This window comes from Lentzea terrae (genome assembly GCF_003265345.1).
GTDB lineage: Bacteria > Actinomycetota > Actinomycetes > Mycobacteriales > Pseudonocardiaceae > Lentzea > Lentzea terrae.
Map to the genome: position 1 here is coordinate 163,673 of NZ_QFWW01000029.1, position 25,503 is coordinate 189,175.

At 68.7% G+C, this 25,503-nt stretch carries 26 protein-coding genes; 12 read left to right on the top strand and 14 right to left on the bottom strand.

The annotated features are described in order from the left end of the window. Positions 1 to 339 precede the first annotated feature (339 nt). The gene (locus tag DI276_RS35420) at positions 340 to 1,059 is read right to left on the bottom strand and encodes a hypothetical protein (RefSeq protein WP_157985130.1); all 720 of its coding nucleotides are present in this window, start codon (positions 1,057 to 1,059) and stop codon (positions 340 to 342) included. 107 nt (positions 1,060 to 1,166) lie between these two features. Between DI276_RS35420 and DI276_RS35425 the strand changes: the two genes are divergently transcribed. Beyond that, a complete protein-coding gene (locus DI276_RS35425; RefSeq protein WP_112271773.1) occupies positions 1,167 to 1,496 on the top strand; it encodes a hypothetical protein in 330 nt (109 codons plus the stop codon). Here DI276_RS35425 and DI276_RS35430 read toward each other — a convergent pair. Both DI276_RS35430 and DI276_RS35435 read right to left on the bottom strand, forming a co-directional pair. Next, the gene (locus tag DI276_RS35430; RefSeq protein ID WP_112271775.1) at positions 1,493 to 2,038 is read right to left on the bottom strand and encodes a GtrA family protein; all 546 of its coding nucleotides are present in this window, start codon (positions 2,036 to 2,038) and stop codon (positions 1,493 to 1,495) included. The genes DI276_RS35425 and DI276_RS35430 overlap by 4 nt on opposite strands. Positions 2,039 to 2,093: 55 nt before the next feature. Beyond that, a complete protein-coding gene (locus DI276_RS35435) occupies positions 2,094 to 2,732 on the bottom strand; it encodes a TetR family transcriptional regulator (protein ID WP_232837140.1) in 639 nt (212 codons plus the stop codon). Between the two features lie 73 nt (positions 2,733 to 2,805). On the opposite strand from DI276_RS35435, the gene DI276_RS35440 reads away from it, so the two are divergent. After that, the gene (locus DI276_RS35440; RefSeq protein WP_112271777.1) at positions 2,806 to 4,005 is read left to right on the top strand and encodes a cytochrome P450; all 1,200 of its coding nucleotides are present in this window, start codon (positions 2,806 to 2,808) and stop codon (positions 4,003 to 4,005) included. 3 nt (positions 4,006 to 4,008) lie between these two features. Beyond that, complete coding sequence (locus DI276_RS35445) at positions 4,009 to 4,203, top strand: ferredoxin (protein WP_112271779.1); 195 nt, start codon at positions 4,009 to 4,011, stop codon at positions 4,201 to 4,203. A gap of 157 nt (positions 4,204 to 4,360) precedes the next feature. Here DI276_RS35445 and DI276_RS35450 read toward each other — a convergent pair whose 3' ends face one another. Continuing rightward, entirely contained in the window at positions 4,361 to 4,828 is a 468-nt protein-coding gene (locus DI276_RS35450; RefSeq protein WP_112272396.1) for a cupin domain-containing protein, read from the bottom strand. A 22-nt stretch (positions 4,829 to 4,850) separates the two neighbouring features. Beyond that, positions 4,851 to 6,413, bottom strand: coding sequence for a serine/threonine-protein kinase (locus tag DI276_RS35455; protein ID WP_112271781.1), 1,563 nt, complete (start codon positions 6,411 to 6,413; stop codon positions 4,851 to 4,853). Positions 6,414 to 6,525: 112 nt separating this feature from the next. On the opposite strand from DI276_RS35455, the gene DI276_RS35460 reads away from it, so the two are divergent. Beyond that, positions 6,526 to 8,064, top strand: coding sequence for a tannase/feruloyl esterase family alpha/beta hydrolase (locus tag DI276_RS35460; protein ID WP_112271783.1), 1,539 nt, complete (start codon positions 6,526 to 6,528; stop codon positions 8,062 to 8,064). 27 nt (positions 8,065 to 8,091) lie between these two features. Here the strand turns inward: DI276_RS35460 and DI276_RS35465 are convergent, their stop codons facing one another. After that, the gene (locus DI276_RS35465) at positions 8,092 to 8,646 is read right to left on the bottom strand and encodes an EF-hand domain-containing protein (protein WP_112271785.1); all 555 of its coding nucleotides are present in this window, start codon (positions 8,644 to 8,646) and stop codon (positions 8,092 to 8,094) included. 124 nt (positions 8,647 to 8,770) lie between these two features. Between DI276_RS35465 and map the strand changes: the two genes are divergently transcribed. Further along, a complete protein-coding gene (gene map, locus DI276_RS35470) occupies positions 8,771 to 9,586 on the top strand; it encodes a type I methionyl aminopeptidase (protein ID WP_112271787.1) in 816 nt (271 codons plus the stop codon). A gap of 66 nt (positions 9,587 to 9,652) precedes the next feature. On the opposite strand, the gene DI276_RS35475 is transcribed toward map, so the two are convergent. Further along, positions 9,653 to 10,186, bottom strand: coding sequence for a hypothetical protein (locus DI276_RS35475; protein ID WP_157985131.1), 534 nt, complete (start codon positions 10,184 to 10,186; stop codon positions 9,653 to 9,655). A gap of 322 nt (positions 10,187 to 10,508) precedes the next feature. Here DI276_RS35475 and DI276_RS35480 point away from each other — a divergent pair, with 322 nt between their 5' ends. Together DI276_RS35480 and DI276_RS35485 are read left to right on the top strand one after the other, a co-directional pair. Next, the gene (locus tag DI276_RS35480; RefSeq protein WP_112271791.1) at positions 10,509 to 11,579 is read left to right on the top strand and encodes a helix-turn-helix domain-containing protein; all 1,071 of its coding nucleotides are present in this window, start codon (positions 10,509 to 10,511) and stop codon (positions 11,577 to 11,579) included. 4 nt (positions 11,580 to 11,583) lie between these two features. Further along, on the top strand, positions 11,584 to 12,789 hold the full coding sequence (locus DI276_RS35485) for a hypothetical protein (protein ID WP_112271793.1): 1,206 nt from the start codon (positions 11,584 to 11,586) through the stop codon (positions 12,787 to 12,789). Here DI276_RS35485 and DI276_RS50380 read toward each other — a convergent pair. Next, positions 12,718 to 13,212 carry a GNAT family N-acetyltransferase gene (locus DI276_RS50380; RefSeq protein ID WP_198681098.1) on the bottom strand — a complete coding sequence of 165 codons (495 nt, stop codon included), beginning with the start codon at positions 13,210 to 13,212 and terminating at the stop codon, positions 12,718 to 12,720. The two genes, DI276_RS35485 and DI276_RS50380, sit on opposite strands and share 72 nt — an antisense overlap. Before the next feature lie 99 nt (positions 13,213 to 13,311). Here DI276_RS50380 and DI276_RS35490 point away from each other — a divergent pair, with 99 nt between their 5' ends. The 3 genes from DI276_RS35490 to DI276_RS35500 all read left to right on the top strand — a co-directional run bounded on the left by DI276_RS35490 (position 13,312) and on the right by DI276_RS35500 (position 16,278). After that, positions 13,312 to 14,415 carry a TIR domain-containing protein gene (locus tag DI276_RS35490; protein ID WP_198681099.1) on the top strand — a complete coding sequence of 368 codons (1,104 nt, stop codon included), beginning with the start codon at positions 13,312 to 13,314 and terminating at the stop codon, positions 14,413 to 14,415. Positions 14,416 to 14,468: 53 nt separating this feature from the next. Continuing rightward, a complete protein-coding gene (locus tag DI276_RS35495) occupies positions 14,469 to 15,860 on the top strand; it encodes a 5'-methylthioadenosine/S-adenosylhomocysteine nucleosidase family protein (protein WP_112271797.1) in 1,392 nt (463 codons plus the stop codon). 112 nt (positions 15,861 to 15,972) lie between these two features. After that, on the top strand, positions 15,973 to 16,278 hold the full coding sequence (locus DI276_RS35500; protein ID WP_112271799.1) for a helix-turn-helix domain-containing protein: 306 nt from the start codon (positions 15,973 to 15,975) through the stop codon (positions 16,276 to 16,278). Here DI276_RS35500 and DI276_RS35505 read toward each other — a convergent pair. The 6 genes from DI276_RS35505 to abc-f form a co-directional block, all read right to left on the bottom strand. Next, positions 16,224 to 16,559: a S26 family signal peptidase gene (locus tag DI276_RS35505; RefSeq protein ID WP_112271802.1), complete on the bottom strand. Its 336-nt coding sequence runs from the start codon at positions 16,557 to 16,559 to the stop codon at positions 16,224 to 16,226. The two genes, DI276_RS35500 and DI276_RS35505, sit on opposite strands and share 55 nt — an antisense overlap. Next, positions 16,559 to 18,340 carry an ABC transporter ATP-binding protein gene (locus tag DI276_RS35510; protein ID WP_112271804.1) on the bottom strand — a complete coding sequence of 594 codons (1,782 nt, stop codon included), beginning with the start codon at positions 18,338 to 18,340 and terminating at the stop codon, positions 16,559 to 16,561. The genes DI276_RS35505 and DI276_RS35510 overlap by 1 nt, the downstream gene beginning before the upstream one ends. Next, entirely contained in the window at positions 18,337 to 19,284 is a 948-nt protein-coding gene (locus DI276_RS35515) for a TlpA family protein disulfide reductase (protein WP_112271806.1), read from the bottom strand. Before DI276_RS35515 ends, DI276_RS35510 begins: the two co-directional genes overlap by 4 nt. A 55-nt stretch (positions 19,285 to 19,339) precedes the next feature. Next, positions 19,340 to 19,501 (bottom strand): hypothetical protein, encoded by a 162-nt coding sequence (locus tag DI276_RS51500; RefSeq protein ID WP_198681100.1) that lies wholly within the window; start codon positions 19,499 to 19,501, stop codon positions 19,340 to 19,342. A gap of 121 nt (positions 19,502 to 19,622) precedes the next feature. After that, entirely contained in the window at positions 19,623 to 20,702 is a 1,080-nt protein-coding gene (locus tag DI276_RS35525; protein WP_198681101.1) for a serine hydrolase domain-containing protein, read from the bottom strand. A gap of 95 nt (positions 20,703 to 20,797) precedes the next feature. Further along, positions 20,798 to 22,414, bottom strand: coding sequence for a ribosomal protection-like ABC-F family protein (abc-f, locus tag DI276_RS35530; protein ID WP_112271810.1), 1,617 nt, complete (start codon positions 22,412 to 22,414; stop codon positions 20,798 to 20,800). 715 nt (positions 22,415 to 23,129) lie between these two features. On the opposite strand from abc-f, the gene DI276_RS51505 reads away from it, so the two are divergent. Next, on the top strand, positions 23,130 to 24,128 hold the full coding sequence (locus tag DI276_RS51505; RefSeq protein WP_198681102.1) for a tryptophan dimethylallyltransferase family protein: 999 nt from the start codon (positions 23,130 to 23,132) through the stop codon (positions 24,126 to 24,128). A 12-nt stretch (positions 24,129 to 24,140) separates the two neighbouring features. After that, positions 24,141 to 25,499 (top strand): tryptophanase, encoded by a 1,359-nt coding sequence (locus tag DI276_RS51510; protein ID WP_198681103.1) that lies wholly within the window; start codon positions 24,141 to 24,143, stop codon positions 25,497 to 25,499. Positions 25,500 to 25,503: the final 4 nt, after the last annotated feature.

A 25,503-nucleotide genomic window follows, 5' to 3' on the forward strand; every position in this document is an offset into this window, starting at 1 on the left:
ACGTGCCGCAGCACCTGAACCAAATTCTTGTAGCCGAGCTCGCTGGCAGCGCCACGCCGATCCAACTCGGCGATTTTCTGCATCACCGCAGATTCGCGAACCCGGATTTCCGTCACCTCGTCGACGACACTGCGCAGCAGCTCGTCGGTGGACAGAAGTCGGGTTTCGCTCACGTGTTCTACTCTACCGCCAGATCACAAACCGATAACGGCCCAAGGTGAACACAATCGAGTGAACCGAGCCGAACGCACGCACGCACGCGATTGAGGCTTGACTTTGGGTGCGAGGTGCTACCTATTGCGGATCGGGCGGGTGCGAGAATCCGACCTTTTCCGTCCGTCAGGACCCGAGCAACCACCGTCGCCAGGTGGCCCGACGCGCGGCAGGTGACCCCTCCGCTGGAACCGCCACCGACCCGACCCGCTCGGCACCGACCGCCCACCACCCGAACAGCACCGCAGCAGCCACTCCCCCGTGCAGCACGCTGGCCAACGTGGCTTCCTTCAGCACTCCCATGAACACCCACCCGAACGACAGCAGCAACAAGCACGGCACCAAGCCGAGCTTCCCGGCCCGCCACCCGGCCACCGCCAGCAGGACCGCGCCCACGATCGACCCGGCCGAGGCCGTCACCGGAATGCGCCACAACCCGTATGAAAGGTCCACATAGGACTCCATCACGAACGAAGTGGCCTGCGAGACACCAATGCGATCGACCAGCGAGAAGGCCGTCAGGTCCACCCCGGAGAAGTAGAGCCGCGCAAACAGCGACGCCACGAACAGCGCGCCACCAGCCAGAGCGAGCCCACCGAGCTCCAGAGCGAACACGATCACCGTGGCGCACAGCAGGATCGACGCCAGGGCGAACAGCGCATACCCGGCAGTGACCAACTCCGGCTGACGCGCGTACGCGGCCAGCTGTTCGGGCGCGGCGAACGGTTCGGAGTCGAAGCGCGCGCGTTCCGAAGCCGTGAAGCCGGCCGTCTCCACCCCGAGGTGCCGCACGAGCAGCGCGGCGAGCCAGACCAGTGGACCGGCCATCAACGCGAGGACTCTCATGCCGCCCAACGCTAGGGAGTGTCGAACTCGAGGAGATCAGACCACGGTCCGAACGTGCGTAGTTGTACTGATGCCGACGCAGCGACGCGGCGGGCACGCTCGATCACATGACCACAGCAGACCGCGACCGAGGCGCCGCGCTGGCAGGCTTCGTCGCCTCGGCGGGCCTGCTCGTGCTCACCGTCGGCGCCTACTTCAACGACACATTCGCGCACCTCGGCTGGCAGGGTGGCGAGTACGCGTACGCGTTCATCTGGACCGCGATCGGTTTGAGCGTGGTCGGTGGGGTGATCAGGCTCGCCGCGCCGGCGCCGTGGCGGTCGGTCGGTGCCGGGCTGGCGGTGGGCGGCATCGGCGGTGTGGTGGTCCTGGCCGTGCTGATCATCGCGTTCTTCGTGTTGCTCGCGACCAGCGACTGGGGCATCTCCGTGCCCTAGGCAGCCTGATCGAGATCGGTGTCGAACCGCTTTTCGCGCACCTTTTTCGGCGTGCGCTGCCCCTCGACGGGGAACACCCAGCGGCGGAACGCCCAGAACCTGAACACCATCGCGACGAGCGTGCCGATGATCATTCCGCTGACGAAGTCCGCCACCTCCTGCACCAGGAGGCTGACCTGCGGGACCGCCAGGTGCAGGACGTACCGCGAGATCACGTACGGCAGCGAGTTCAGCCCCACGCCGATGCCGCTGATGAGGAAGAACAGGGCGGCCTCGTGGTGCCGTTCCCGACCGCCTCTGGTGCTGAACGACCATTCGCGGTTGAGGATGTACGACACGATCGTCGCCACGATGGTGGCCACCACGAGCGCGGTGACGGGCTTTGCTTTCAGCACGGTGAACTTCAGCGTGTAGTTCAACGCCGTGGTGACCAGAAAGCTGGTGCCGCCGACGAGCAGGAACTTCAGCACCTCGCGGTGCTTCAGCGCGAGAGTCCGAATCGGCCCCGGCAACACGGACAGCACTCCGCTGAAGACCGACATCTGTTCACCCTATCGCAGCCGCGACCAGGCAATTCGTGTTTTCCTGCACGAGAAATCACCGCAGTTGCGACAGGCCGCGCAACGCGCTGGCGATCTGCTCGCGGTGGAGCTCCAGGACCTTGCTCGTGACGCCGTCGGTCGTGCTCCTGGCGACGTCGTCGGTGGCGACCTTGAGCACGGCGCTCATGGCCGCGGCCTGCACCCGGACCTCGAGGGCGTCCAGCGGCAGGCCCGTGCGTTCCGCGAGCACCTCGGCCAGCGCGTGCTCTGCCCGTTCGCGGAGCACGAGATAAGCGGCACGCAACGCGCGTTCGCCCTGTGTCAGGCGCACGACGTCGAGCACCGCCTCGATGTCCTCGTCGGACGCCGAGTCCAGCAGCGGCGAGTAGGTCGCGCGCAGGTGGTCGATCAGCTCCAGCTCGCGCGGCCAGGCGTGCAGCACCACGCAGAAGGCGTCGATCATCTTGGTGAGCAACGGTTCTACGCAGCTCTCCTTGTGCGGGAAGTAGCGCCAGAACGTGCGTTCCGAGACGCCGGCGGCCTGGGCGATCTGCTCGCCGGAGGTGGCCGCGACGCCCTGCTCGGCGAACAGTCGCACCGCGTGCCGCGAGATGTCGAGGCGCTGCTGCTGACGTTGCTCCTCGCTCACCGGCGGCCGGCCGCGGCGAGGTTTTTCCGACACAACGTCCGTCATCGGGCGATTTAAGCACGTCACTCACCCGGATCATTTAGTGGCAGAGAGTGCCATTAATCGCTACGGTCGAAGTATGAGCACTGCCACCGAACGACTACAGCTGCCGCTGCCCAGGCCGAACGTCCTCGACCTGGCTCCGCTCTACGAGGTGCTGCGCCGGGAGGCACCGATCGCGCCGGTCACCACACCGGCCGGTGACCCCGCGTGGCTCGTGACCCGCTACGAGGAGGTCCGCCTCCTGCTGGGCGACAAGCGCTTCGGCCGCTCCCACCCGTCGCCCGAGGAGGCCTCGCGCATCACGACCGCCGCCGTCCAGGACGGTCCGACGGGCTCCTACGAGACCGAGGAGGCCGACCACGCCCGGATGCGCCGCCTGCTCACGCCGGCGTTCTCCGCCAAGCGGATGCGGATGCTGTCCGACCACATGGAACGGTTGGTGGAGGGGTACATCGACCAACTGACGTCCTCCGGCGACGTCGTCGACCTGCACGCCGGACTCGCGTACCCGTTGCCCGTGGCCATGATCTGCCGCCTGCTCGGGGTGCCGGAGTCCGACCACGAGCTGTTCTCCCGGCTGTCCGAACGCATGGCCGACCTGACCATCGGCGCCGAAGCCCACACGGCGCGCGAGGAGTTCTTCCGCTACATGGTCGGTCTCGTCGAGACCAAGCGCTCCTCGCTCGGCGAGGACGTGATCTCCGACCTGGTCCGCGCCCAGGACGAGGACCCGTCGTTCGACTACGCGGAGATGGTCCGGCTGTGCGTCGGCCTGCTGTTCGCGGGCCACGAGACCACCGTCAACCGCATCGGCCTGGGCACGCTGTTCCTGCTGACCGAACGTTCCCGGTGGGAAGCGCTGGTGGCCGATCCCGACGGCCGCGTAGACGCCGTGGTCGAGGAGATCATGCGCCTGGGCGCGCCCGGCGACCTCGGTCTGCTGCGGTACGCGCACGAGGACGTCGACATCGCCGGCGTCACCATCCGCCGCGGCGACGCGCTGGTCCTGTCGATCAACGCGGCCAACCGCGACGCCTCCGTCTACTCCGACGCCGAGTCCTTCGACCCCGACCGTCCGGAAAGGACACACCTCGGGTTCGGGCACGGCGCCCACTTCTGCATCGGCGCCTCGCTCGCCCGCACGGAGCTGCGCGTGGTCTTCGCCGCACTGGCCAAGCGTTTGCCGGGGTTGCGACTGGCGAAGGAGCTCGACCAGCTGGAGGTGCGGGCCACGCTCACGGGTGGTGTCGCCGAGCTGCCCGTCACCTGGAGGTGAGTCGTGAAGGTCGTGGTGGACCAGGGGAAGTGCGTCGGAGCCGGGCAGTGCGTGCTGGCCGCGGACGACGTGTTCGACCAGCGGGACTCCGACGGGTTGGTGGACCTGCTGGATGCGAGCCCGCCGGCGGAGCGGTCGGCTGATGTGCGGCACGCGGCCGCGGTGTGCCCCGCGTCGGCGATCGTCGTGGAGGACTGACTTTCCTCACAGGCGGCGAGGGCTGAACCGATGGGTCCACGGCAGGCCGAGCACATCGCCCGCGATCACGGTCCAGCCGGGCTGTTCGTACTGCGCCAGCGGACAGTGCGCGTGCCGGGCGATGTCCCGGCCGCGCTACTGCCGATCGGGGCCGCGGTCAGACGAAGTACGAGTCGTGCTTCTCGCAGAACGCCGTCCGCTCGTCCTGCGAGATTTTGCCGATCTTCTCGAAGTACTCCTCACGCGGCGCACCCGGCGTGAACAGCAGCAGCATCTCGGCCGGCGCGTCGGAGTCGTTGCGGAAGGCGTGCAGCCCGCCCTGCGGCACGTGCAGGAAGTCGCCCTGCTTCGCGTCGACCCACTGCTCGCCGTTGTACAGCCGCACGGTGCCGTCGAGGATGTAGAACGACTCCGAGATCGTGCGGTGGAAGTGCGTGCTCGGGCCGCCCGCGCGCGGTTTCATCATGACCCGGTACAGCCCGAACTCGCCGCGCGTGGTCTGCGTGGTCGCCAGGTAGTGGATGCCGTCGCCGGGTTTGCCGAGCTCGGGCTGGGTGTCGGCCGGGCGGAAGTTCGCGCTGACCTCGCCGTCCTGGCCGAAGTAGATCTGCTCTGGGTAGGACATGCCGATCATCCTCCCCGGCGGCTCAGCTCTGCATCAGCGGTTCGGTGAGAGGCGTGCCGTCCGCCTTGCCCACGAAGCAGTGGATGATGCGGCTCGAACGCCGGTAGCCGTTCTCCTCCTTCACCTTCCACGCCTCCTCGGTCGGGATGACCACCCAGTACCGCAGGGTCTTCTCCTTGTCCTGCCCGGCCACCTTGGCCGACAGGAACGTGCGGGTGCACACGGTTCCGCCGATCTTCGTCAGCTCCGCGGCGCCGGGGTACGGCACGTCCTTCTCGTGCTCGGTGTTCGCGACGACCGTGTCGAGCACCTCCGTCTCGTGCGCCTTGTAGCAACCGACGCGGTCCTTGGAGTGGTCCATCTTGCGCGCGCCTTTCGCGGGCGTCCAGGTCAGGCAGTCCTTGCGGAACCCCAGCCCGCTGTCCGGCAGGTCGCCGCCGGGTCCGGAGGTCAGCACGGGCTGCATCGCGGGCGAGCTGGAGGGACCGGTCAGGCCCAGGTTGTCGAACATCGGCTTGAACACCGTGAAGTACAACAGGACCAGCGCGCCCACCAGGAGCAGCGGAACGATCATCGCCGAGAGGATCAGGCCGATCGGGCGGCGCTTGCGGGGCGCCGGCGGGAGGATGACCGGTGGCGCCATGACCATCGAGTTCACGGTCATCGGCCCAGAAGTGTTCGGCCCAGAGGTGCTCGGCGCAGGGGCGTCAGGCGTGCTGGGCGTCGGCGGGGCGATGGGCGCGGGGACAACGGGTTTGAGCTGCTGGGTGAGCTCGTTCCCGGCGTGCAGCGCCCGTTCGATCAACCGGTGCGCGGCCGCCACGCCCAGCCGGCGTTCCGGATCGGGCTCCAGCAGCCCGGTGATCAGCTCGCCGAGCGGACCGGTCACGCGCGGCTGCGGCCGTTCGTTCATCACCGCGAGGATCGTCGCCGAGGTGGTCGGCCGGTCGAAGGCGCCTTTCCCCTCGGTGGCGTAGAAAAGCGTGGCGCCAAGCGCCCACAGGTCCCACGCGGGCATGGCTTCACCGCCCGCGAGGCGTTCCGGCGACATGTACGCGGGCGAACCGATCAGCGTGCCGGTCGCGGTCAGCCGCGGGTCGTCGATCGACTGGGCGATGCCGAAGTCGGTGAGCTTTGCGGTGCCCTTGCCCGGCACCATCACGTTGCCCGGCTTGACATCCCGGTGCACGACGCCGGAGGAGTGGGCGGCCTCCAGCGCGTTCAGCAGCTGCGCGGCCAGCGTGGCCGCTGCTTTCACCTCGAGCGGGCCGTCGCGCTCGACCAGCTCGTCCAGCGTCGGAGCCTTGATCAGCTCCATCACGATGAACGTCTGGTCGTCCTCGGAGATGAGGTCGTAGACGGTGACCACGGCCGGGTCCTGCAGCTGGCTCGCGATCCGCGCCTCGCGCAGCACCCGTTCCTGGTAGACGACTCGTTCCTCGGCGGGCACGTTGCCGGGGAGCAGCAGCTCCTTCACCGCCACGTCGCGGCCCAGCACGGTGTCCTTTCCCAGCCACACGGCCCCCATGCCGCCCCGCCCCAGTTCCCGGACGAGCCGGTAGCGTCTGTTGCCCACCTCGCGCATGGCGGGAAGTTTCGCAGCCACTCACCCGGTCCGGTGAACCGGCCATGACGTACGGACAGAGCGTCATCTGACGGGCGCGACGGCGCTGCGGTCCCGCTTAGCGTCGCGCGCCGTGAGACTGTCAAAGCTGTTGGCCACCACCTTGCTCCTGACCGGCTTGGCGCCACTCGCGCCGGCGTCGGCCTCGGCGATCTCGTGCGCGGCGGTACCGGTCACCGCTCCGGCCGGTGCCAGGATCGAGTCCGTGGACGCCGTGCGCCGGCCGGGCGGGACCGTCACGTTCCCGCAGACCCCTTTCTCCGCACCACCACCGATCCACGACGTGCCCGCGTACTGCGAGCTCACCGTCACCGTCACGCACGGTTCCGACCACGCCAAGACCGTGGTCGCGCTCCCGGAGACCGGCTGGTCCGGTCGCCTGCAGGGCATCGGCGGCAGCGCGTACGCCGCCGGTGACACCGGCGCCCCGTTCGTGCAGGCCGTGAAGGACGGCTACACCGCGGTGACGACCGACGCGGGCGTGCTGACCGGCCTCGACACCAGCTGGGCGGTGCGCGACGGGCAGCTCGACCGGACGCTGCTGACCAACTTCGCGTCGCGGTCGGTGCACGAGTCGTCCGTGCTCGCCAAGGACGTGGTCCGCAAGCACTACCAGCGCGCGGTTTCGTTCTCGTACTGGAACGGCTGCTCGACCGGTGGCCGCCAGGGTTACGCCGAGGCGCAGAACCACCCGGACGACTACGACGGCGTCCTCGCCAACGCGCCGGCCGTGAACTGGGCCCAGTTCGCCGTCGCGACGCTGTGGCCGCAGATCGTGCAGAACCAGGACGGCCACGTCGTCAGCAACTGCGTGCTGAACGAGTTCCGCAAGGCCGCCGTGGCAGCCTGCGACGCCGCCGACGGGGTGCGGAACCAGATCGTCGACCGCCCGGACCGCTGCGGCTACGACCCGCGCCGTCTCGTGGGCGAGGTCGTGGTGTGCGACGGCGTTCCGGTCACGGTGACCGCTGCCGACGCCGACGTGATGCGCAAGATCTGGAACGGCCCGACCGACGAGCACGGCCGGTCGTTGTGGCCCGGTCTGCCGAAGGGCGCAGATCCGATCTGGCTGGCGGGCACGCTGCCCGGTTATCCCGGCCCCGGCTTCCCGGTGGCGTCGGCTTGGGTGGCGAGCTTTTTGTTGAAGCAGCCCGGTTTCGACACCTCGAAGCTCACCTACCAGCAGTACCGCGACCTGTTCCGGCAGTCGGTGCGCGAGTTCGACGCGGTGATCGGCACCTCGAACCCCGACCTCTCGGCGTTCCGGCGCGCCGGCGGCAAGCTGATCACGTTCGTCGGGACCAACGACCAGCTGATCCCGCCCGGCGGCACGCTCGCCTACCGCGCGGAGGTCGAACGGCGGATGGGGTACGTGAACAACTTCTACCGCCTGTTCCTCGCACCGGGCGTGGACCACTGCTTCGGCGGCAACGGCGCCGCGCCGGTCAACCCGCTCGGCGCACTGGTCGACTGGGTCGAGCGCGGCAAGGCTCCCGCCGTGCTGACCGGTGCGTCGGCTGACGGGTCCACCCGGAACCTGTGCCCGCTGCCGCAGGTGTCGCGGTACCGCGGTGGTGACCCGAAGCTGGCGTCCAGCTTCCGCTGCAGCTAGCTAGTGGCGTGCCCGGACACGCCCGCGTCAGGAGTGCTGCAACGCCTTCGGGTACAGCCAGCTGCCGGGCGTGTCCTCGGCGGGGTTCGTGTAGTAATCCCGCACCGCCGCAACGTATTCCTGCACGCTGATGGCCCCGTCGCCGTCCGTGTCGAGGTGCGCGAACGCCATCCCGCACTCCTCCTCGCTCAGCCCGCGCGCCTTCAGCAGCACCTGGAACTCGCCGGCGTCCACCCGCCCGTCGCCGTTGACGTCCGCGATGTCCAGCAACGCCTGCACGATCTCGAGGAGGTCCGCGTCGAACGGCCCGTGGTCGACGAACGCGTCCATCATCGCGTCCCGGTACTCCTCCGGCCCGATCTTGCCGTCGCGGTCGGCGTCGCAGTGGGCGACCAGCATCTCCCAGAACCGGTCGTAGGCGTCGACCAGCTCACCGCCCCGCTCCGAGGACGCCGGCTCGCCGAACGCCTGCAGCAGCCGGTCGGCCAGCGCGTAGATGTCGGCCAGCTCGATGACGCCGTTGCGGTTGACGTCGTAGTGGGCGAAGGTCGAGTCGATCCTGTGCTGCAGCACCTGCTTCATGCTCGGCACTGTGGAGATGTCACGCGGGCGAACGCAACGCGCGTCCCCCTCCTGGGTGGTGTTGTTCAGCCAACTCCGCGAAGCCGGTATAGTTATACCGGTACCAGCCTACGGAGGATTCACGTTGATCGAACTGAAGTCGCGAGCCGAGATCGAGCGCATGCACGTCACCGGCCAGTTCGTCGGGCAGCTGCTCGAAGAGCTGTCGACAGTGGCCGCGGTCGGCGTGAACCTGCTCGACCTCGAACTGCACGCGCGCCGGATGATCGAGGAGCGCGGCGCCGAGTCCTGCTACTGGGACTACTCCCCCTCGTTCGGCCGGGGCCCGTTCCGCAACGTCATCTGCCTGTCGGTCAACGACGCGGTGCTGCACGGCCTGCCGAAGAGCTATGTGTTGCAGGACGGCGACTTGCTGACCATGGACATCGCCGTGGGCATCAACGGGTGGGTGGCGGACTCGGCCCTGTCGGTCGTCGTGGGCACGCCGCGCGAGGAGGACCTGCACCTGATCAGGGCCACCGAGGTCGCACTGGAGGCGGCGATCGAGGCCGCGCGGCCCGGCAACCGCATGGGTGACATCGAGGCGTCGATCGGTGAGGTCGCCGCGGAGTTCGGGTACACGCCCAACCTCGAGTTCGGCGGGCACGGCATCGGCCGGACGATGCACGAGGCGCCGCACGTGTCGAACAACGGGCGGCGCGGGCACGGGATGAAGCTGCGGCCCGGCTTGACGATCGCGATCGAGCCCTGGCTGGCGGCCACGACCGATCAGATCGTCTTCGACGAGGACGGCTGGACGTTGCGGAGCGCCGATGGGTCGCGTACGGCGCACTCGGAGCACACGGTGGCGATCACCGAGGACGGGCCGTTGGTGTTGACGCGGCGGCCGAACGAGCTGAAGTCCCAGAACGCGGCCGAGCAGCAGGCGCGGCTGCCATAACAAAAAACCCCACCGCGGGATCGTCAGGACGACGATCAGCGGTGAGGAACCAGGACGCGAACCCGGTCAGGACTCGCCCGGCACGTGCACCCATCCTTTGCACTCCTCGCCGGCCACCTCGACGCGCGGGAGCGGGATGAAGGCCCGCTCGTCGATGCCGTCGTAGCCGTGCCTGATCACCGAGCGGTGGATCTGTTCCGAGACCACCAGCACCAGGTGTTCGGCCCGGTCCTCCAGCGCGAGGGCGGTGAGCAGGCCGGCGGCGATGTCGATGTCCTCGCCGAACCAGCCCAGCTCGTCGCACGTCACGTCGCCGGGGTGGATCACGAGGCGCAGCCGCAACGGGTAGGGCTGCACCTCGTTGTGCTTCTCGAGCAACTTGGTCAGCCGCGGGACGAACTTCGTCAGCAACGACGTCTTCGGGATCCGGTCGGTTGGCCGGATCAGGACCATCAGGCAGCCGCCCCGGTCGACGTACCGGTCGCGGAACTCCGGAATGACCTCGCTGTCCAGCAGGGCTTGATCGACCAGCTTGACCATGGCCTCACGCAGGTGGCCCATCAGCTGGTTGCCGCGAGCCATCGTCGCCGCCATCCCCACGGCGACGATGATCCGTTGACACGGTTGTATTGACAGGGCACTCATGGCTCCCCGCCTCCTGATCCGCTTGGAGGTACGGGCACTGACGGCTCTCACCCGGACGAGCGAGTGAACTTCAGTTAACTTCAGTTTCATCCAGTTATAGGTCTATAGTTGAGGGTAAGGCTCCGCTGAAGTCCGAGCAATAGCCAAGCTGATTGCCGGATACACACCAACGGGTGACTGAAGCCAGCTGTAATGGTGACGCTGGGGCCGCGATGTACAGGTGTGGACAGGTGTTGCCAGTTCCTTGCACTGAAGTTCAGCTGAAGGACGTGAGGGCGTGACTTCTGCCGAGCAGGCCGCACAGCAGCTAGCGCATCGACTGCGGTCGCTGCGCAAGCAGGGCTGGCCTGGCAAGCGCATCACCCAGGAGCAGCTGAGCCAGGCCTTCGAAGTCAGCGTGCCGTTGATCTCGTCGTGGGAGCGGTCGAACGACCCGGTGCTGCCGCCTCCGCACCGGTTGGAGGGCTACGCCACCTTCTTCGCCACCGCGCGCTCGGTCGAGCGGCGACCGTACCGGCTCATCGCCGGCCTGACCGAGGACGAGCAGGCGGCCAGGGACTCGCTGCTCGCCGAGCTGACCGAGCTGCGGGACCGCGCACTGGGCGACGCTCCGGCCAACGAGGCGTCTCCGTTCACGGACAACCTGTGGCGTTTTCCGCCCGACGAGAACATCACGATCGTGTGCTCCGAGCTCCCGGAGCGGCTGTTGCGGCAGTTCCCCGGCTCGGACCCGGAGGATCCCGACTACGTCGAGCTGTACCGGTACTCGGACCTGGACTCGCTGTTCGAGCTGCACGGTCACATCCGCGCGATGAACCCCAGCAGCAACGTGTACGTACGCCCTGGTTCAGGGACGGTCCAACCCGACGAGTACACCAGTCACCTGGTTCTGCTGGGCGGTGTCGACTGGAACCGGGTCATGGCCCAGGTTCTGCACCGCATCAAACTGCCGATCAAGCAGCAGGAGCGGCCGGAGGACGAGGACACCGGCGGGTTCGAGGTCGTCAAGAACGGGTTGGTGGTCGAGACCTTCCAGCCGAGGCTGCGCAGGGTCGACAACCGGCTGGTGCTGGAAGAGGACGTCGCGCACTTCTACCGGTCGCCCAACCCGTTCAACCAGAAGCGGACGGTGACCATGTGCAACGGGCTCTACTCGCGGGGGGTGCTGGGCGCGGTCCGCGCGCTCACGGACACCCGGTTCCGCGACCGGAACAACGCGTACGTGCAAAGCCGACTGGCTGAACAGGAAACGGTCAGCATCCTCAGCCGCGTGCAAGTTCTCCAGGGTTCGGTCCTCACACCGGACTGGACCGACCCCGACCAACTCCTGCACGAATGGGCTGAGTGATCCCGTGACCAGAGCCGCGCACCGCTCCGAGAACCACCACGGTTCACACCGGAACCTGCTCTTCAGCGCGCCCAAGACGTCCCCCGAGGCGCACGTGGACGCGATCATCGTGCCGACCATCCGCAAACCTCAGGCCATGGCGCACGCCATCAGCCTGGCGGCACGGCTGAACTGCGTTCTGCTCGCGTTGTGCAGCGGCAACGACACGTCAGCCGGCAGAGTGACCGCGCTTGCGGCTGCGACCGGCGCGGAAGTGCTCGCCGTCGACGTGGATCACCTTCCCACAGCGCTGATGCCCCGGTTCAAGACGTGCGACCAGCTGGACGGGACCAGGTTCGGCCGGCACAGCGACCTCAGCCTGAAGCGCAACCTCGGTCTCGTGATCGCACGGGCCGCGGGTTGGGAACGAATCGTCTTCCTGGACGACGACATCGAGATTCGGGATCCGCTCGACCTCCGCAGGGCCGCGGCGCTCACCGACCGGTACGCGGGCGCCGGCCTGAACATCGGCGGCTACCCCGACAACTCCGTCGTCTGCCACGCCTACCGCGAAGCCGGCGGAGCGCAGGAGCAGTTCGTCGGTGGTGGCGCGCTCGCGGTGCACACCAGGGAGACTTCCTCGTTCTTCCCCAACATCTACAACGAGGACTGGTTCTTCCTGATGAACGGGGACGAGCTGCGCCCGACGGCGGTGACCGGCGTGGCGATCCAGCAGGAGTACGACCCGTTCGACATCGACGAGCGCGCCCGGATGGAAGAGTTCGGCGACACCCTCGCCGAAGGACTCTTCTGGCTGCTGGACGAAGGAAAGTCACTTCGCGACGCGGACGTCGGCTACTGGAGCGAGTACCTGTCGAGGCGGCGGAAGTTCATCGAGGAAACGACCGACATGGTCGACCGCACGCACAAGGCCTCCAGGCGCAAGGACCGGATGATCACTTCGCTGAAGGCGGCGCGGGCTCGCTCCCAGTACATCAAGCCCGAGTGGTGCCAGGACTACGTGCGCGCGTGGCGGGACGATCGGGCGACCTGGAAGCGTCACCTCGAACGAATCCAGCCGAGCAAGAAGCAGAACTGGCGCAAGGGCGATCTCGACAAGGTCAGGTCGCACCTGGGTCTGGTGCACAAGAGCAGCTATCTACCCGGCGAGCGGCTTGACCATGACGTTGCAGATCTCGACGCGCCGGTGCCCGTTGTCGTCGCCGGGTGAGTAGCACTTGACCGGCGGGTGCGGCCACTCCTGGTAGCCGAGCCTGGTGTAGAGCTTCGCGGCGGCGCGGTTGGTCACCTCGACGGCCAGCGCCACCTGGTCGTGCCCGGCGACGGTCAGCAGCTGCTCCGCCGCGCCGATCAGGCTGGTGCCCACGCCCTGACGGCGGTGCTCCGGATGGATCTCCAGGTGGGTGACCAGCGGCGTGCCCGGCAGGTGTTCGCGGATCTCCGGTTCCTCCGCTGGTTCGAGCCACAGGTAGACGTCGCCGATCACCAGGCCGGCGCGCCAGGCCGTCAGGAGCACGCCGCGCTGGTCCGTCTGGCGGTCGAGGCGGTCGGCGAAGAACCGGTCCTGCCCCAGTCGCTGGATCAGCGACGTGAGATCGTCCGGTCGCGCTGGTCTGATGGTCAAGTCGCGCATACCACCTCTGGCCCCCAGGCTACCGAACCGAGTCAGTTGATCCACCCCGCCGATCGTTCTGTCCGAAGTAGACGGTCGCAGGAGCCGTATCCTGGGGTGGTGGCCTCGGTGTTCGTGAACTACCGCGTGCAGGACCAGCCCGGCTACGCGACGCTGGTCCATCAGGCGCTGGCCCAGCAGCTGGGCGCGGGCGAGGTGTTCCTGGCATCGCGGTCGATCCGGCTCGGCGACGACTTCGTCGATCAGGTCTTCGACACGCTGCGCAGATGCCGGGTGATGATCGCCGTCATCGGGAAGAGCTGGCAGAGCCTGCTCGGCGAGCCGGCGCAGGACTGGGTGCAGCGGGAGATCAGTGATGCGTTTTCCCGTGGAATAAGGGTGATCCCGGTGCTGATCGAGGACGCCGAGGTGCCCGCGGAGGCCGAACTTCCCGAGGGCATCAGGACGTTGGCGCGCTGCCAGCACCTCAGGCTGCGGCACTACACGATCGCGAACGACATGGCGCATCTCGTCCAGGAGCTGCGCAACCTGCTGCCGCACCTGGCCGACGAGACGCGAGCGTCCGGCGCGCAGAAGACCTTTCGGTTCGCGGAGGGCCCGGAGTGCGACTTCGTGATCGTGCCAGGCGACATTCTGCGGTGCACCAGTGCGGATGTCTGGGTCAACAGTGAGAACACCGAGATGTACATGGCCCGGCCGAACGACTTCAGCGTGTCGGGCATCATCCGGTTCTCGGGGGCGAAGCGCGACCAGGCGGGCCGGATGATCGACGACCCGATCTCCGCCGAGCTCGAAGCCCAGGTGACGCAACGGCCGGTGGCGCCGGGCAGCGTGTTCACGACCGGCAGCGGTGAGCTGGCGCGCACGCACGGAGTCCAGCACGTGATCCACGTGGCCGCCGTGCACGGCGAGCCCGGCGCGGGCTACCGCCAGGTGGGTGATGTGGGCGGCTGCGTGCGCGGTGTTCTCGTCGCAGTGGAGGAACTGGGACACGAAAGCGTGTTGTTCCCGTTGCTGGGGACCGGTGAGGCGAGAGCCGACGTGCTGAGCACCGCCGAGGCGATGGTCGCGGCGGCCGTCGACCACCTCGTGGATCATCCGGAGACGCGACTGCGCCGAATCCTGTTCCTCGGCTACACGCGCCGGGAGCAGGACGCGCTCACCACGGCGTTCCGGCAGCTCTTCCTGGTCCCTGTTCATTGACAAAAACCGGCCACCCCCAGGAAACGCTCGGCTGAGCAGGTAACTTCTGCCCGGTGAGCGACACCGTTGTCGTGCTGACGGCGTTGGAAACCGAATACACCGCGGTCCTGGACCTCATCGAGGAGCCCGCGGTGCATCGGCACGCCGCCGGGACGCGGTTCGAGGTCGGCCGGGTCCGCGGTAGCGCGGGAAAGATCGCGGTCGCGGTGGTGGGGGCGGGCAACGGGCCGGCTGCGGTGCTGGCCGAACGCGCGATCACGGAGTTCCGGCCGCGCGCCGTGTTGTTCACCGGGATCGCGGGCGCGCTGCACGACGACCTGGAGCTGGGCTCGGTGGTCGTCGCCACCAAGGTGTACAGCTACCACGGCGGTTTCGAGGAACGCTCCGGTTTCAGCTCGCGGCCGCAGGCGTGGGACACCGACCACGAGCTCGAGCAGATCGCGCGGCACGTCAACCGGGCCGGCGACTGGCACGGTGGGCCGGTCGAGGTCCCTGCGGTGCGCTTCCGGCCGATCGCGGCTGGCGAGGTCGTGCTCAACTCCCGCGAAACACCGCTGGCGCAACAACTGCGGCTGCACTTCGCGGACGCGGCCGCCATCGAACAGGAAAGCGCGGGCACGGCCAAGGCCGCGCAGCTGAACCGGGCGCCGTTCCTGGCGGTGCGCGGGATCAGCGACAGGGCGGACGGCCGCAAGTACCAGACCGACGCCGCCGGGTGGCAGTCGGTCGCGGCCCGCAACGCCGCCGCGTTCACCGTCGCGGTCGCCGCCGAACTGCTCGCCTCAGCGCCCCGGCACAACGTCCAACCAGCGAGAACGATCGCGTCGCGCCGGGTGAGCCCGCCGATCGACGTCAGCTGGCGAGCCGACATCACCAGCACCTGGCCGGCCGTCGAGCGCTGTGCCGTGGAAGTCCACCTCGTACCGACGGACGACTACGGGCAGCTGGACGCGAACCGGCTCGATCGTCTCCACGGCGTCCTTGCCGATCACGGCAGGGGGTACGGGTTGTTCACCGCCACCGAGCGGCTCACGTCCGGCGTGGTGAGCGACGCCGCGTGGGTGCGGTCGGCGCCGAGCCCGGACGGCCACAGCGGACTCGCCGTCCACGTCACCGGCCAGCGCACGGTGTGGTCACCGCTCCCCTACAACGCCCGCGGGTCGGTGCTCGACCGCGATGCGCTGTGCGAGCAGATCGAACGGTCGTTGCGCTGGCTGGCCGCGATCTCCGACCTCCCGGCGCCGGCCGCGGTCGCACTGGCCGCCGGGTTGGAACCGGCCGCGGGACTCGCGGAGAGCAGCCCGGCCAACGGCTTCTGCACGGCGCCGTACATCAGGGTGTTGTCCGAGGACGCGGTGTCGATCCCCCTGTTGCTCGACCGCGCGCGCGAGGCCGCGCACGACCTCTCGGCCAGGCTGCACCTGGCCTTCCGGCAAGCCTGTTAACCCCTGTTCACTCTGTTAATCAGCGCGGTGGCGAAGTCGGCACACCCTCAGGTAACCATGCGGGTGGGCTTGCAGAGGAGAGGGACGGAGGACCGACAACACGGGAGTCTGGATGACCACAGGGGGCAGGGCAGAGCTGTCCATCGACCTGGACGAGCTGCGGCTGCTGGTCGGCTTGTCCTATCGCGAGCTGGCACGCCGCACCGGGTGTGCCCGCAGCACGTTGCACGACGCGTTGACCGGACGCCGTTTTCCCAAGCTCGACACGGTTCTGGCCATCGCACGGGCGTGCGGTGGCGACCCGGCGAGCTGGCGGCAGCGCTGGGTCGCGGCGTGCCGGCGAGTGAGCTGGCAACAGGTCGATCAGGCACCACGAACGGTTCCGACGATGTCGCGGCAGTCGATGAGTCCGAGCTGACGGGAGTCCTGCGACCGCGCGTTGTCGCCCACGACGGCGACGAACCCGGTCGGCACGTGTGAAGTTCCTGGCAACGTTGGCGCGAGCCAGGACGGCACTGGATCACCGGCGACCGCCGCCACGCGCTTGATCCGGTGCGGCAGCTCGGGATCGGGCACGCGGAACACGATCACCTCGCGGCGCCGCGGGCTCCTCCTCAGGAGCCTGCGCGCCACGAGCCGCTGCCCGTCCAGCAAGGTCGGCGACATGCTGTTGCCCCGCACGGTCACCCTGATCCACATCAGCCCACCCTCGCATCCTGGTAGCCGTCCGCCTGGAGCCGGAAGAGCCGGGCGTACTCGCCGTCCGCGTCCATCAGCTCGTCGTGGCTGCCCTGCTCGGCGATCCGCCCGCCCACCAACGTCACGATGAGGTCGGCACCGCGCAATGCCGCCATCCGGTGCGAGACGAGCAATCGAGTCCGGCCATGAGCGTGGCGCCGGAGCGTGTCGTGCACGCGGTGCTCGCCTTCCGCGTCCAACCCGGACGTCGGTTCGTCGAGGATCATCAGCTCGGCCTCGGTGCGCATCAGGCATCGTGCCAGCGCCACCCGTTGCCACTGCCCGCCCGACAGCGTCACGCCCGTGCGCTCCTCGTCCGCGTGCGTCCTCGACAACACCGTGTCGTAGCCGTTGGGCAACGCCTCCAGCGTGTCCGCGATTCGCGCGACCTCAGCCGCCGCAACGACTGGCGCGCGATCACCGAGTTGCTCGACCTGGCCGATGCCGATGTTCTCCGCGGCGGTCAGGTCGTAGGCCATGAACTCCTGGAACACCACGCCGATCCGCTTGCGCAGTTCCTCGACGTCCAACGTGCGGATGTCCGCGCCGCCCCACGTGATCGTGCCGCGCTGCGGGTCGTAGAACCGGCACAGCAGCTTCACCAGCGTGCTCTTGCCCGCGCCGTTCACGCCGACCAGTCCGACCGCCGCACCGGCCGGAATCGTCAGGTTCACCCCGCGCAGCACCCACGGACCGTCCTCGGCGTAGCGGAACCAGACGTCCCGCAGTTCGATCGCCGCCTCGGCCGGTGTGCCGGTTCCGGTGGGCAGATCATCTTGCGTGTCGACGACGTCGAGGTAGTGCCCGAACAGCTTGACCGCGCGGCCGGCCTCGCCGAGCTGCAGCACCACACCGGACAGTCCGGTCTGCACGCCCGCGACCGCGCCCAGGAACAGCACGAGATCGCCGACCGAGTTACCGCCGGACACGACGTTCACCGCCACCACGACCGTGCCCGCACCCGCCACGACTGCCCCGAGCAACGCCAAACCGCTCTGCACCAACGTTCCCCGGCGCGCCGCGGTGAGCCGCGCGCCCGAAACCGTCGCCAGCGAGCCGACCATCCTGGTGTGCAACAGCTCGCCGAGGCCGAACAGCCGGATCTCCTTGGCCGCCCGCACATCCGTGAGCAGCGCGCGGTAGAAGAGTCGCCGCCGGTCCGTTGCCACCCACGCTTCTTCTGTGGCCGCCTCACGCCGTGCGGTCGCGAGCCTCGCGAACACCGCCGTCACGACTGATGCGAGCAGCAGCAATGTCATCGGCGGCCACACCACGAGCAACGCGCCGGTGAAGCTCACCAGCAGCACCACCGACCGCACGAGCTCCTGGGTGAACTGCGAGATCGTGCCCGGTGCCTCCTGCGCCGCCTGCTCGGCGAGCCGCAGCCGGTCGTGGAACGCGGGATCCTCGATGTGCCGCAGTCCCGGCAGTGTCGCGATCCGCCGGAACAGCCTGCTCTCCACGGTCAGCGCGACCCGTTGCTGCACGACCTCGCCGAGGTGTCCGCCGAGGTACAGCAACGCGATCGCCAGCCCGCCGACGAGTGCGGACGCGACCGCCAGGAACGCCGCTCTGCCAGGGGTTGCCGTCCCCGAGGTGAGCTCGTTGACCAGCAACATCGTCAGCCACGCCCCGCTCGCCGGCGCCGCACCGGCGACGACCGTGAGCACGAGCGTGCTGGTGGCGATGAGCGGCGTGGCCCGGAAGGGCAGTGCGAGCGCCGCGGCGGCGTTCCGGATCATGCCACCGGCGCCGGAACCGCAGTGACGTCGGTGAAGTCGCTCAGCTTGATGCCGGACGCGGTCACCACCCCGCCGTGCGTGTAGATCAACGTCGGGAACGCCATGACGTCGAAGGCCGACAGCACCGGATCGTCGGTCCCGACGACCGCGACCCGTCCAAGCCCGCTGACCTTGTCGACGAGCCGTTGCGTGGCCTCGGGATCCGTCGGGTCACCATCCACAACGGACACGAACCGGGCCGCCGGCGGATCGGCCAGCAGCGCATCGGTGAGCGAACGGCACGGCCCGCACCCGACCGAGAAGAAGCCGACCTGCACCGGTCCGTCGAGATCGGCCTCGGTGAACAGGACGCCGTCGGTGTCGGCCACCGCGAACGACGGGATCACCCTGCCCGGCTGCGGAAGATTCTGGTTGCGCGGCGGACCGGACCGTTCCTGCAGCTCGCGGACCCGCGCCACCAGCCCGTAGGTGAACAGCACGTGCAGCGCGACCACCACGGCGAGCAGCACGACGGCAATCGTGAGCAGGGTCAACGGTTCCTCCCAGGAAGCGGGTGGGGTGACGAACGCACCGGCCACCGCGACAGCGATCAGCAACCCGTTACGCGCGAGGTGCTTGGGCCCGAGTACGTCCCCGCCCGCACCGAAACACTTGCAGCGCACGGCTTTCCTGCTCTGCATGGCAAGTGCGATGCCACCGCAGAACATCGCCAGCAACGCGACCGCCAGCGCGTAGCCGAGTCCCGTGCCGGGAACCGCGAGCAGCACGACGGCGACGGCCTCGCCCGCGAGGATCACGACGGCGAGCGGCCGTGCGGGCAACCACGGCGTGATGGCCGCGATCGAGTCGCGGAACTCCGCGAACCCCTGCCGGGTGCGGACCTTCCCGGCCACCGCCGCGAGGAAGACGACGGCGAGCAGCACGCGAGCGAACAGGTCGAGCACTTCTGGCCTCCCCCGGAGCAGGTGCCGGCGAGCAAGCCCGCCGGCACCCGGCTCGTCACTTGCAGGTGGTGCTCTTCGACGAGCAGATGCCGTTGCAGTTGAAGCGGTAGCCCTTCTTGCAACACTGCCCGTGCTCGGGCACGCAGGCACCGGCGTCGACCTTCGGCAGCACCAGTCCGACGAGCCTCTCACCGGCCAGCTGTGCGAAACGCTTCATGATCCGCTCCTCCCAGTTGATCAACAACAACGCCGCCCACGCTCGCTTGCCGCGACCGGGAACGGAAGAGGAGTCGGACGGACTCGGACGCTCTCGGACTCGCGCTGCTCCATCCGGCCGATCAGCGCGTGACGGCATTGACGATCCGCAGCGTCATCTGCTGCTGGGTGCTGTCGCTGACGGCCGGCGTGAACGAGTAGGCGATGCGCCGCTGCTGGTCACGGGTGGTGAAGAGGCCGGCGTTGTAGCCGTACTGCTCCCCTGTCTTGCCCCACAGCGCGACGCCGTTGATCGTGGCCGTCTGCAGCCCTGCCGAGTAGCGGGCGGGCGAACCGTCCACCATGGACACCTGCGGCGCCGTGAACATCTTCGCCAGCAGGTCCTCCGGCAGCAGTTCGCCGTCGAACAGCGCGGTGCCGAACCTGGTGAGGTCGCCGGTCGTGGAGATCATGTCGCCCTCTCCCCACGAGATGGACGTGTTGAAGTCGCTGACGTCGACCAGGCCGCGGCCGGGCACGTCCAGGTAGCCGCGCACGTGCGCGCCGCGGATCCGCGTCTCGTTCAGGCCGGGCACGTAGGTCCTGGTGAGGCCTAGCGGACACAGGATCCGGGCGTCGACCTCGTGGCCGTAGCTGTGCCCGGTGACCTTCTCGATCAGCAGTGCGGCCAGCACGTAGTTGATGCCGCGGTACTCCTGCCGGGTTCCTGGCGGGAACTTCGCCTTGGTGTCGGGCACCAGCCGCACGCGCTGCTCTGGCGTCCACCGGTCGTACCGGTGCGTGACGACCTTGTCCGGCGTGCTCAGGTCGGGAAAGCCGACCTCGAACGGGATGCCGCTGGTGTGGTCGAGCAACTGCCCGACCGTGACCGGTTCCAGGTTCGGTGGCAGGAGACCGGGCAGGTAGTGCTGGACCGGCGTGCCGAGGTCGACCTTGCGCTCCTGGACGAGTTGCAGCACGACCGTCGCCACGAACACCTTGGTGACGCTGCCGATGCGGAACCGGTCGCCGGGCCGGATCTGACGTTGTGTCGCCAGGTCCGCGACGCCTGCCGTGCCGTACCACCGGCCCGCCGGACCGGACACGCGCAGCTGAGCCGACGTCGCCACCGGGTGCGCCAGGTCGGCGATCGCCGCCTGGAGCGCCTCCGGGTCGAGCGGGGGCAGGAGTGCGACCACGGCCGCCAGCACGAGTGACTTCATGATCGCTCACGCTGCCGCGACCGTGCCGGCGTGGCCATGGGGCCTGCCCCCGCGCGCGTTGGGGCAGGCCCTACGGTGCTGTCACGCGGTGCCTGTCACGCGGCTGGGACGAGGCCCCGGCCGTGGCCGAGCTCCAGCTCCTCGCCCTGCCACCGCTGCCGCAGCAACCGGTCGTGCGACACCACGACCACGGCACCGGGATAGTCGGCGAGCGCGGCCTCCAGCTCCTCCACCAGCGCGAGCGACAGGTGGTTGGTCGGCTCGTCGAGCAGCAGCACGTCCGACTCCCGCACCAGCAGCCGGGCGAGGGCCAGCCGACGGCGTTGCCCGATCGACAACGCCCCCACCGGGGTGGCGAAGTCGGCCTCGCGGAGCAGGCCCAGCGACGCCAGCTGCTCTGCGTGGTCCTCCTGACCGGGCCGCCCTGCGGCGAACGCGGCGAGCACCGTACGACGTGGTTGCCGCACAACGGTTTCCTGCGGCAGGTACCCGACGACGCCGTGCCTCGTGAGGGTCCCGCGATCAGGCTGCAGCACGCCTGCCAGCACGTCGAGCAACGTCGACTTGCCGGCACCGTTCGGGCCGGTCACCAGCAGCCGCTGACCCGCCTCCACCACGAGCTCGTCCACGTGCAGTCGGTGCGCAACGCTTGCCTCCCTCAGTTCGACGACCGCGCCCTCCCGCACCGCCGCGTGCAGAGGTGCGTTGAGGCGCAACGGATCCGGCGGCTTCGGCACCGGCTCGGCCCGCAGCCGCTCCAGGCGTTCGGACGCGCTGCGCACCCGCGTCGAGATGGACGCCTGCACGCGGCGCCCGTCGCCGTTGTACTTGCACTTGTTGTGGTCCTTGATCGCCCGGCCCGGCGCCACGTTGTACGCCGTCGTGCCGCGCCACTCGGTCCAGTGCGCGATCTCGCCGACCCACTCGGCGTAGGCCTGTTCCCAGCGCTGCCTCGCCGCCCGCTGCTCCGCGAGGTAGCCGGCGTAACCGTTGCCGTAGCGGGAGATCGTCCTGCGATCGCCGTCGACCTCGATGATCGCGGTGACGACCCGTTCCAGCAGGAGCCGGTCGTGCGTCACCACGACGAGCGTGCCGCGGTGTGCGCGCAACCGGTCCTCCAGCCAGGTCAGCGCCTGGTGGTCGAGGTGGTTGGTGGGCTCGTCGAGCAGCAGCAGTTCCGGCTCGGCGGACAGCACACCCGCCAACGCGAGCCGCGCCCGCTGCCCGCCGGACAACGTGCCGAGCCGTCGCTGTCTGCCGAGATCGCCGATGCCCAGCGCGGACATGGCCGCCTCGACCCTGGCGTCCGCCGAGTAGCCGTCGCGGAGCTCGAACGCGGTGAGCAGCTCGCCGTACTCGGCCAACTCGGTGGGGGAAGCCGAGCCGAGCGACTGTTCCGCCGCCGTGATTCGCTGCTCCAGCAAGCGAATCTCGAGGAGAGCGGCGTCGATGGCGTCGCCGACCGTGGCGTCGTCCGGCAGTGCGAGCACCTGTCCGAGGTGCCCGACACCGGCTTCCGCGACCACGGTGACCTCGCCGTCGTCCGGCGGCTCCTGCCCGGCGATCAACCGCAGCAGCGTCGACTTGCCGGAACCGTTTTCTCCTACTACGCCGAGCTTTTCGCCGGCGCGGACCGTCAGCGAGACGGCGTCGAGCACGCGGCGGTGCGCGAAAGTCTTGCTGACCGCACGAAGTGTGAGCTGACCTGACATGGAAGCCTCCGAACGCGGGGGCGCGCTCGACGCGAGGCACCCACCCGCAGCAGAAAGAACGGAGAACACGCCGGGCGCACTGCGCTTGAGGAAGCGCGGGCCGCGGACACGTGTCGGCGAGGGTGTCAGAAGATCACGGGAAGGATGTTGGCACGGCCGGGCGCGGACCGTCAACGTCTGAACACGGCAGCACTTTCCGTCCGCGCGGGACGAGGACTACTCATGTATTGTTGATACAACTGCTCGTTCGCCTCCAAAGGAGAAGAACGGACACCAAGGCCACAACCGGGAATTTCGTGCGCACTAGCACGAAATCATTCGGGACACAAACCCCGTTCATTCGAATCCAAGCGACCCCGCATAGCACACGTGCGGGCACCCGCGCAATTCGCCGCTGCATAGCACCATTCACACTCCCGGAATGGCGCGCTCATCATCGAATTCGACAACAGTCAATAGGCCGTGCAGTGCAATTTTGATCACAGCTCAGAGTGGCCCGCGCAACTCCTCTGGCTCTTGACCAGGGCATGCGTCCGGTTGAGAGAATTCACTACCCCATTCCACCCCGACCGGATTGCACCCCACCCTGGTTCCCCCGGCCGATCAGGAGAGCCCTGTCTTGAGCGCGCCCGACGTCTCAATACGCGACTTCGCTGTTGCCCAACTTCAGGTCCTGTTGCGCGCTGTCGGTTTAGCGGATTCCGCAGAAAGAGCGATGAAACTGCTGGCCGAGGCATTGGGGCCAGGCAGTCTGCGGCCACTCTCACCGATCCCCCATTGGCCCTCATTCGTCGCCGACGACCACACCCCGGTCGAATTCTCGGTGGCACTGACCCAGAACGAACCGCCGGCCGTGCGCATGATCGTCGAGTCGCTCGCCGAGCAGCCCGACCTGCGGGCGAACGTCGGTGCGGCACTCGGCGTGCTCGACCGGCTCGCCGGCGAGCACCAGCTGGACCTGCGGCAACTCGACCTGGTGCGCGACCTGTTCCTGCCGGACGACCCGCAGGGCGCGTTCGCGTTCTGGTACTCGCTGATCGTCCAGCCGGACGTGCCGCCCGCGATCAAGGTCTACCTCAACCCGGACGTGCGGGGTCGTGAGAGCGCGACCTCCCTGGTGCGCCAGGCACTCGGGAGACTCGGGCTCGCCGCGGCGTACGAGACGGTGGCCGGTCACGCACTGCGACGGGAGGGGCTGGACCGGTTCTCCTTCTTCGCCCTCGACCTGATGGACGAGGAACGGGCCCGCGTGAAGACCTACGTGGCGCACGAGTCCTCGGTGGCCGCGGACGTCGTGCACGCGGCACAAGCATCCCGCGACGTCGACCACGACCTGCTGAGCGACGTCATCGCGCTGGCCTGCGGCGGCACCGGACCGTTCAGCCTGCGCCCGCTGATGTCGAGCTACACCTTCCTGGCCGGCGACACGGACCGGCCGAGCGGCTACTCGCTCTACATCCCCGTGCGGGACTACGTGCGGGACGACCTGGAGGCGTGCGAGCGCGTTCTCGCGATCATGGCCAGGTGCGGGCTGGACACCGCGCCGTTCGTGATGGCGCTGGCGAGCATGGTCCGCAGGCCCCTGGCCGACGGCGTCGGGTTGATCGCGCACGTGTCACTGCGGTTGGGCAGGCCCCGGCCCGGCGTCACGGTCTACCTGTCGTCCGAGGCCTACGACGTCACACCCGCACGCACAAAGGCAATGTCGCTCTAGAAAGGCAAGTCCGTGGAGCCGTACCGCATCAAGGTCGTCGAACCCATCCCCATCACCACCCGCGAGTACCGGGAACGCCGGTACGCGGAGGGCGGCTGCAACCAGTTCAACCTCACCGCGGACGACGTCACGATCGACCTGCTGAGCGACTCCGGCACCGGCGCGCTGTCCGCCGAGCAGCAGGCGGCCGGCATGCGCGGCGACGAAACCTATGCGGGCGCGCGGTCGTGGGCGCGCTTCCGCGACGTGGTCGCGGAGCTCACCGGCTACGAGCACATCTTCCCGGTGCACCAGGGCCGTGCCGCCGAGCGGATCCTGTTCACCTCGCTGCTCAAGCCCGGCCAGATCTCCATCAGCAACACGCACTTCGACACCACCCGCGCGAACGTGGAGATCGCCGGCGGTGTGATCAGGGACCTGCCGTGCCCGGAAGCGAAGGACCTCGACAGCGACGAGCCCTTCAAGGGCAACATCGACCTGGCAGCCCTCGAGGCGGCGCTGGCCGGGCCGGAGGACGTCGGCCTGGTGCTCATGACGATCACCAACAACGGCGGCGGCGGGCAGCCGGTGTCGATGTCGAACCTCAAGAAGGCCAGCAAGCTGTGCCGCAAGTACGGGGTGCCGTTCATCCTCGACGCGGCCCGGTTCGCCGAGAACGCCTGGCTCGTCACGCAACGCGAAGACAAGTACCGCGACCACAGCCCGCGTGAGGTGGCGGAGAAGGCCTTCCGGTTGGCGGACGGCTGCGTCGCCAGCCTGAAGAAGGACGGCATCGCCCACATCGGAGGGATGCTGGCGCTCAACGACACGGCACTGGCCAAGCAGTGCGAACTGCTGCTGCTCGCCACCGAGGGTTTCCGCACCTACGGCGGACTGAGCGGCCGTGACCTCGACATGTGCGCACAGGGCCTGCTGGAGGTCACCGAGCCGCTGTATCTCAAGGAACGCGCGGAGTCGACCGCGTACCTCGCCGAATGCGCCCGACAGGCCGGTGTGGACAGTGTGCAGCCGGCGGGCGTGCACGCGGTGTACCTCAACGCCGGCCGGCTGCTGCCGCACATCCCGCCGAGCCAGTTCACCGGCCACGCGCTCGCGTCAGAGCTCTACCTCGCGGGCGGAATCCGTTGTGCCGAACTGGGTTCGCTCTACCTCGGGGAGATCACCGAGGACGGCGAGCTGATCACGCCGGCGCCGTACGAGCTGGTGCGGCTGGCGATCCCGCGCCGCGTCTACACCCGCAGCCACCTGGAGTACGTTGCGGAGACGCTGGCGGGGATCGCCAAGAACCCCGAGCAGGTGCCCGGCTACCGGCTCACCGAGGCACCTGCGATGTTGCGGCCCTTCCGGTGCCGACTGGAAAAGATCACATAGAACC

Coding starts and splice junctions, on each gene's coding strand:
- DI276_RS51505 (WP_198681102.1), top strand. CDS start 23,130: ATGAAACTGCTGGCCGAGGCATTGGGGCCAGGCAGTCTGCGGCCACTC.
- DI276_RS35500 (WP_112271799.1), top strand. CDS start 15,973: ATGACCACAGGGGGCAGGGCAGAGCTGTCCATCGACCTGGACGAGCTG.
- DI276_RS35505 (WP_112271802.1), bottom strand. CDS start 16,559: ATGTGGATCAGGGTGACCGTGCGGGGCAACAGCATGTCGCCGACCTTG.
- DI276_RS50380 (WP_198681098.1), bottom strand. CDS start 13,212: ATGCGCGACTTGACCATCAGACCAGCGCGACCGGACGATCTCACGTCG.
- DI276_RS35435 (WP_232837140.1), bottom strand. CDS start 2,732: ATGACGGACGTTGTGTCGGAAAAACCTCGCCGCGGCCGGCCGCCGGTG.
- DI276_RS35455 (WP_112271781.1), bottom strand. CDS start 6,413: ATGCGCGAGGTGGGCAACAGACGCTACCGGCTCGTCCGGGAACTGGGG.
- DI276_RS35420 (WP_157985130.1), bottom strand. CDS start 1,059: ATGAGAGTCCTCGCGTTGATGGCCGGTCCACTGGTCTGGCTCGCCGCG.
- DI276_RS35450 (WP_112272396.1), bottom strand. CDS start 4,828: ATGTCCTACCCAGAGCAGATCTACTTCGGCCAGGACGGCGAGGTCAGC.
- abc-f (WP_112271810.1), bottom strand. CDS start 22,414: ATGTCAGGTCAGCTCACACTTCGTGCGGTCAGCAAGACTTTCGCGCAC.
- DI276_RS51500 (WP_198681100.1), bottom strand. CDS start 19,501: ATGAAGCGTTTCGCACAGCTGGCCGGTGAGAGGCTCGTCGGACTGGTG.
- DI276_RS35510 (WP_112271804.1), bottom strand. CDS start 18,340: ATGATCCGGAACGCCGCCGCGGCGCTCGCACTGCCCTTCCGGGCCACG.
- DI276_RS35430 (WP_112271775.1), bottom strand. CDS start 2,038: ATGTCGGTCTTCAGCGGAGTGCTGTCCGTGTTGCCGGGGCCGATTCGG.
- DI276_RS35440 (WP_112271777.1), top strand. CDS start 2,806: ATGAGCACTGCCACCGAACGACTACAGCTGCCGCTGCCCAGGCCGAAC.
- DI276_RS35525 (WP_198681101.1), bottom strand. CDS start 20,702: ATGAAGTCACTCGTGCTGGCGGCCGTGGTCGCACTCCTGCCCCCGCTC.
- DI276_RS35425 (WP_112271773.1), top strand. CDS start 1,167: ATGACCACAGCAGACCGCGACCGAGGCGCCGCGCTGGCAGGCTTCGTC.
- DI276_RS35465 (WP_112271785.1), bottom strand. CDS start 8,646: ATGAAGCAGGTGCTGCAGCACAGGATCGACTCGACCTTCGCCCACTAC.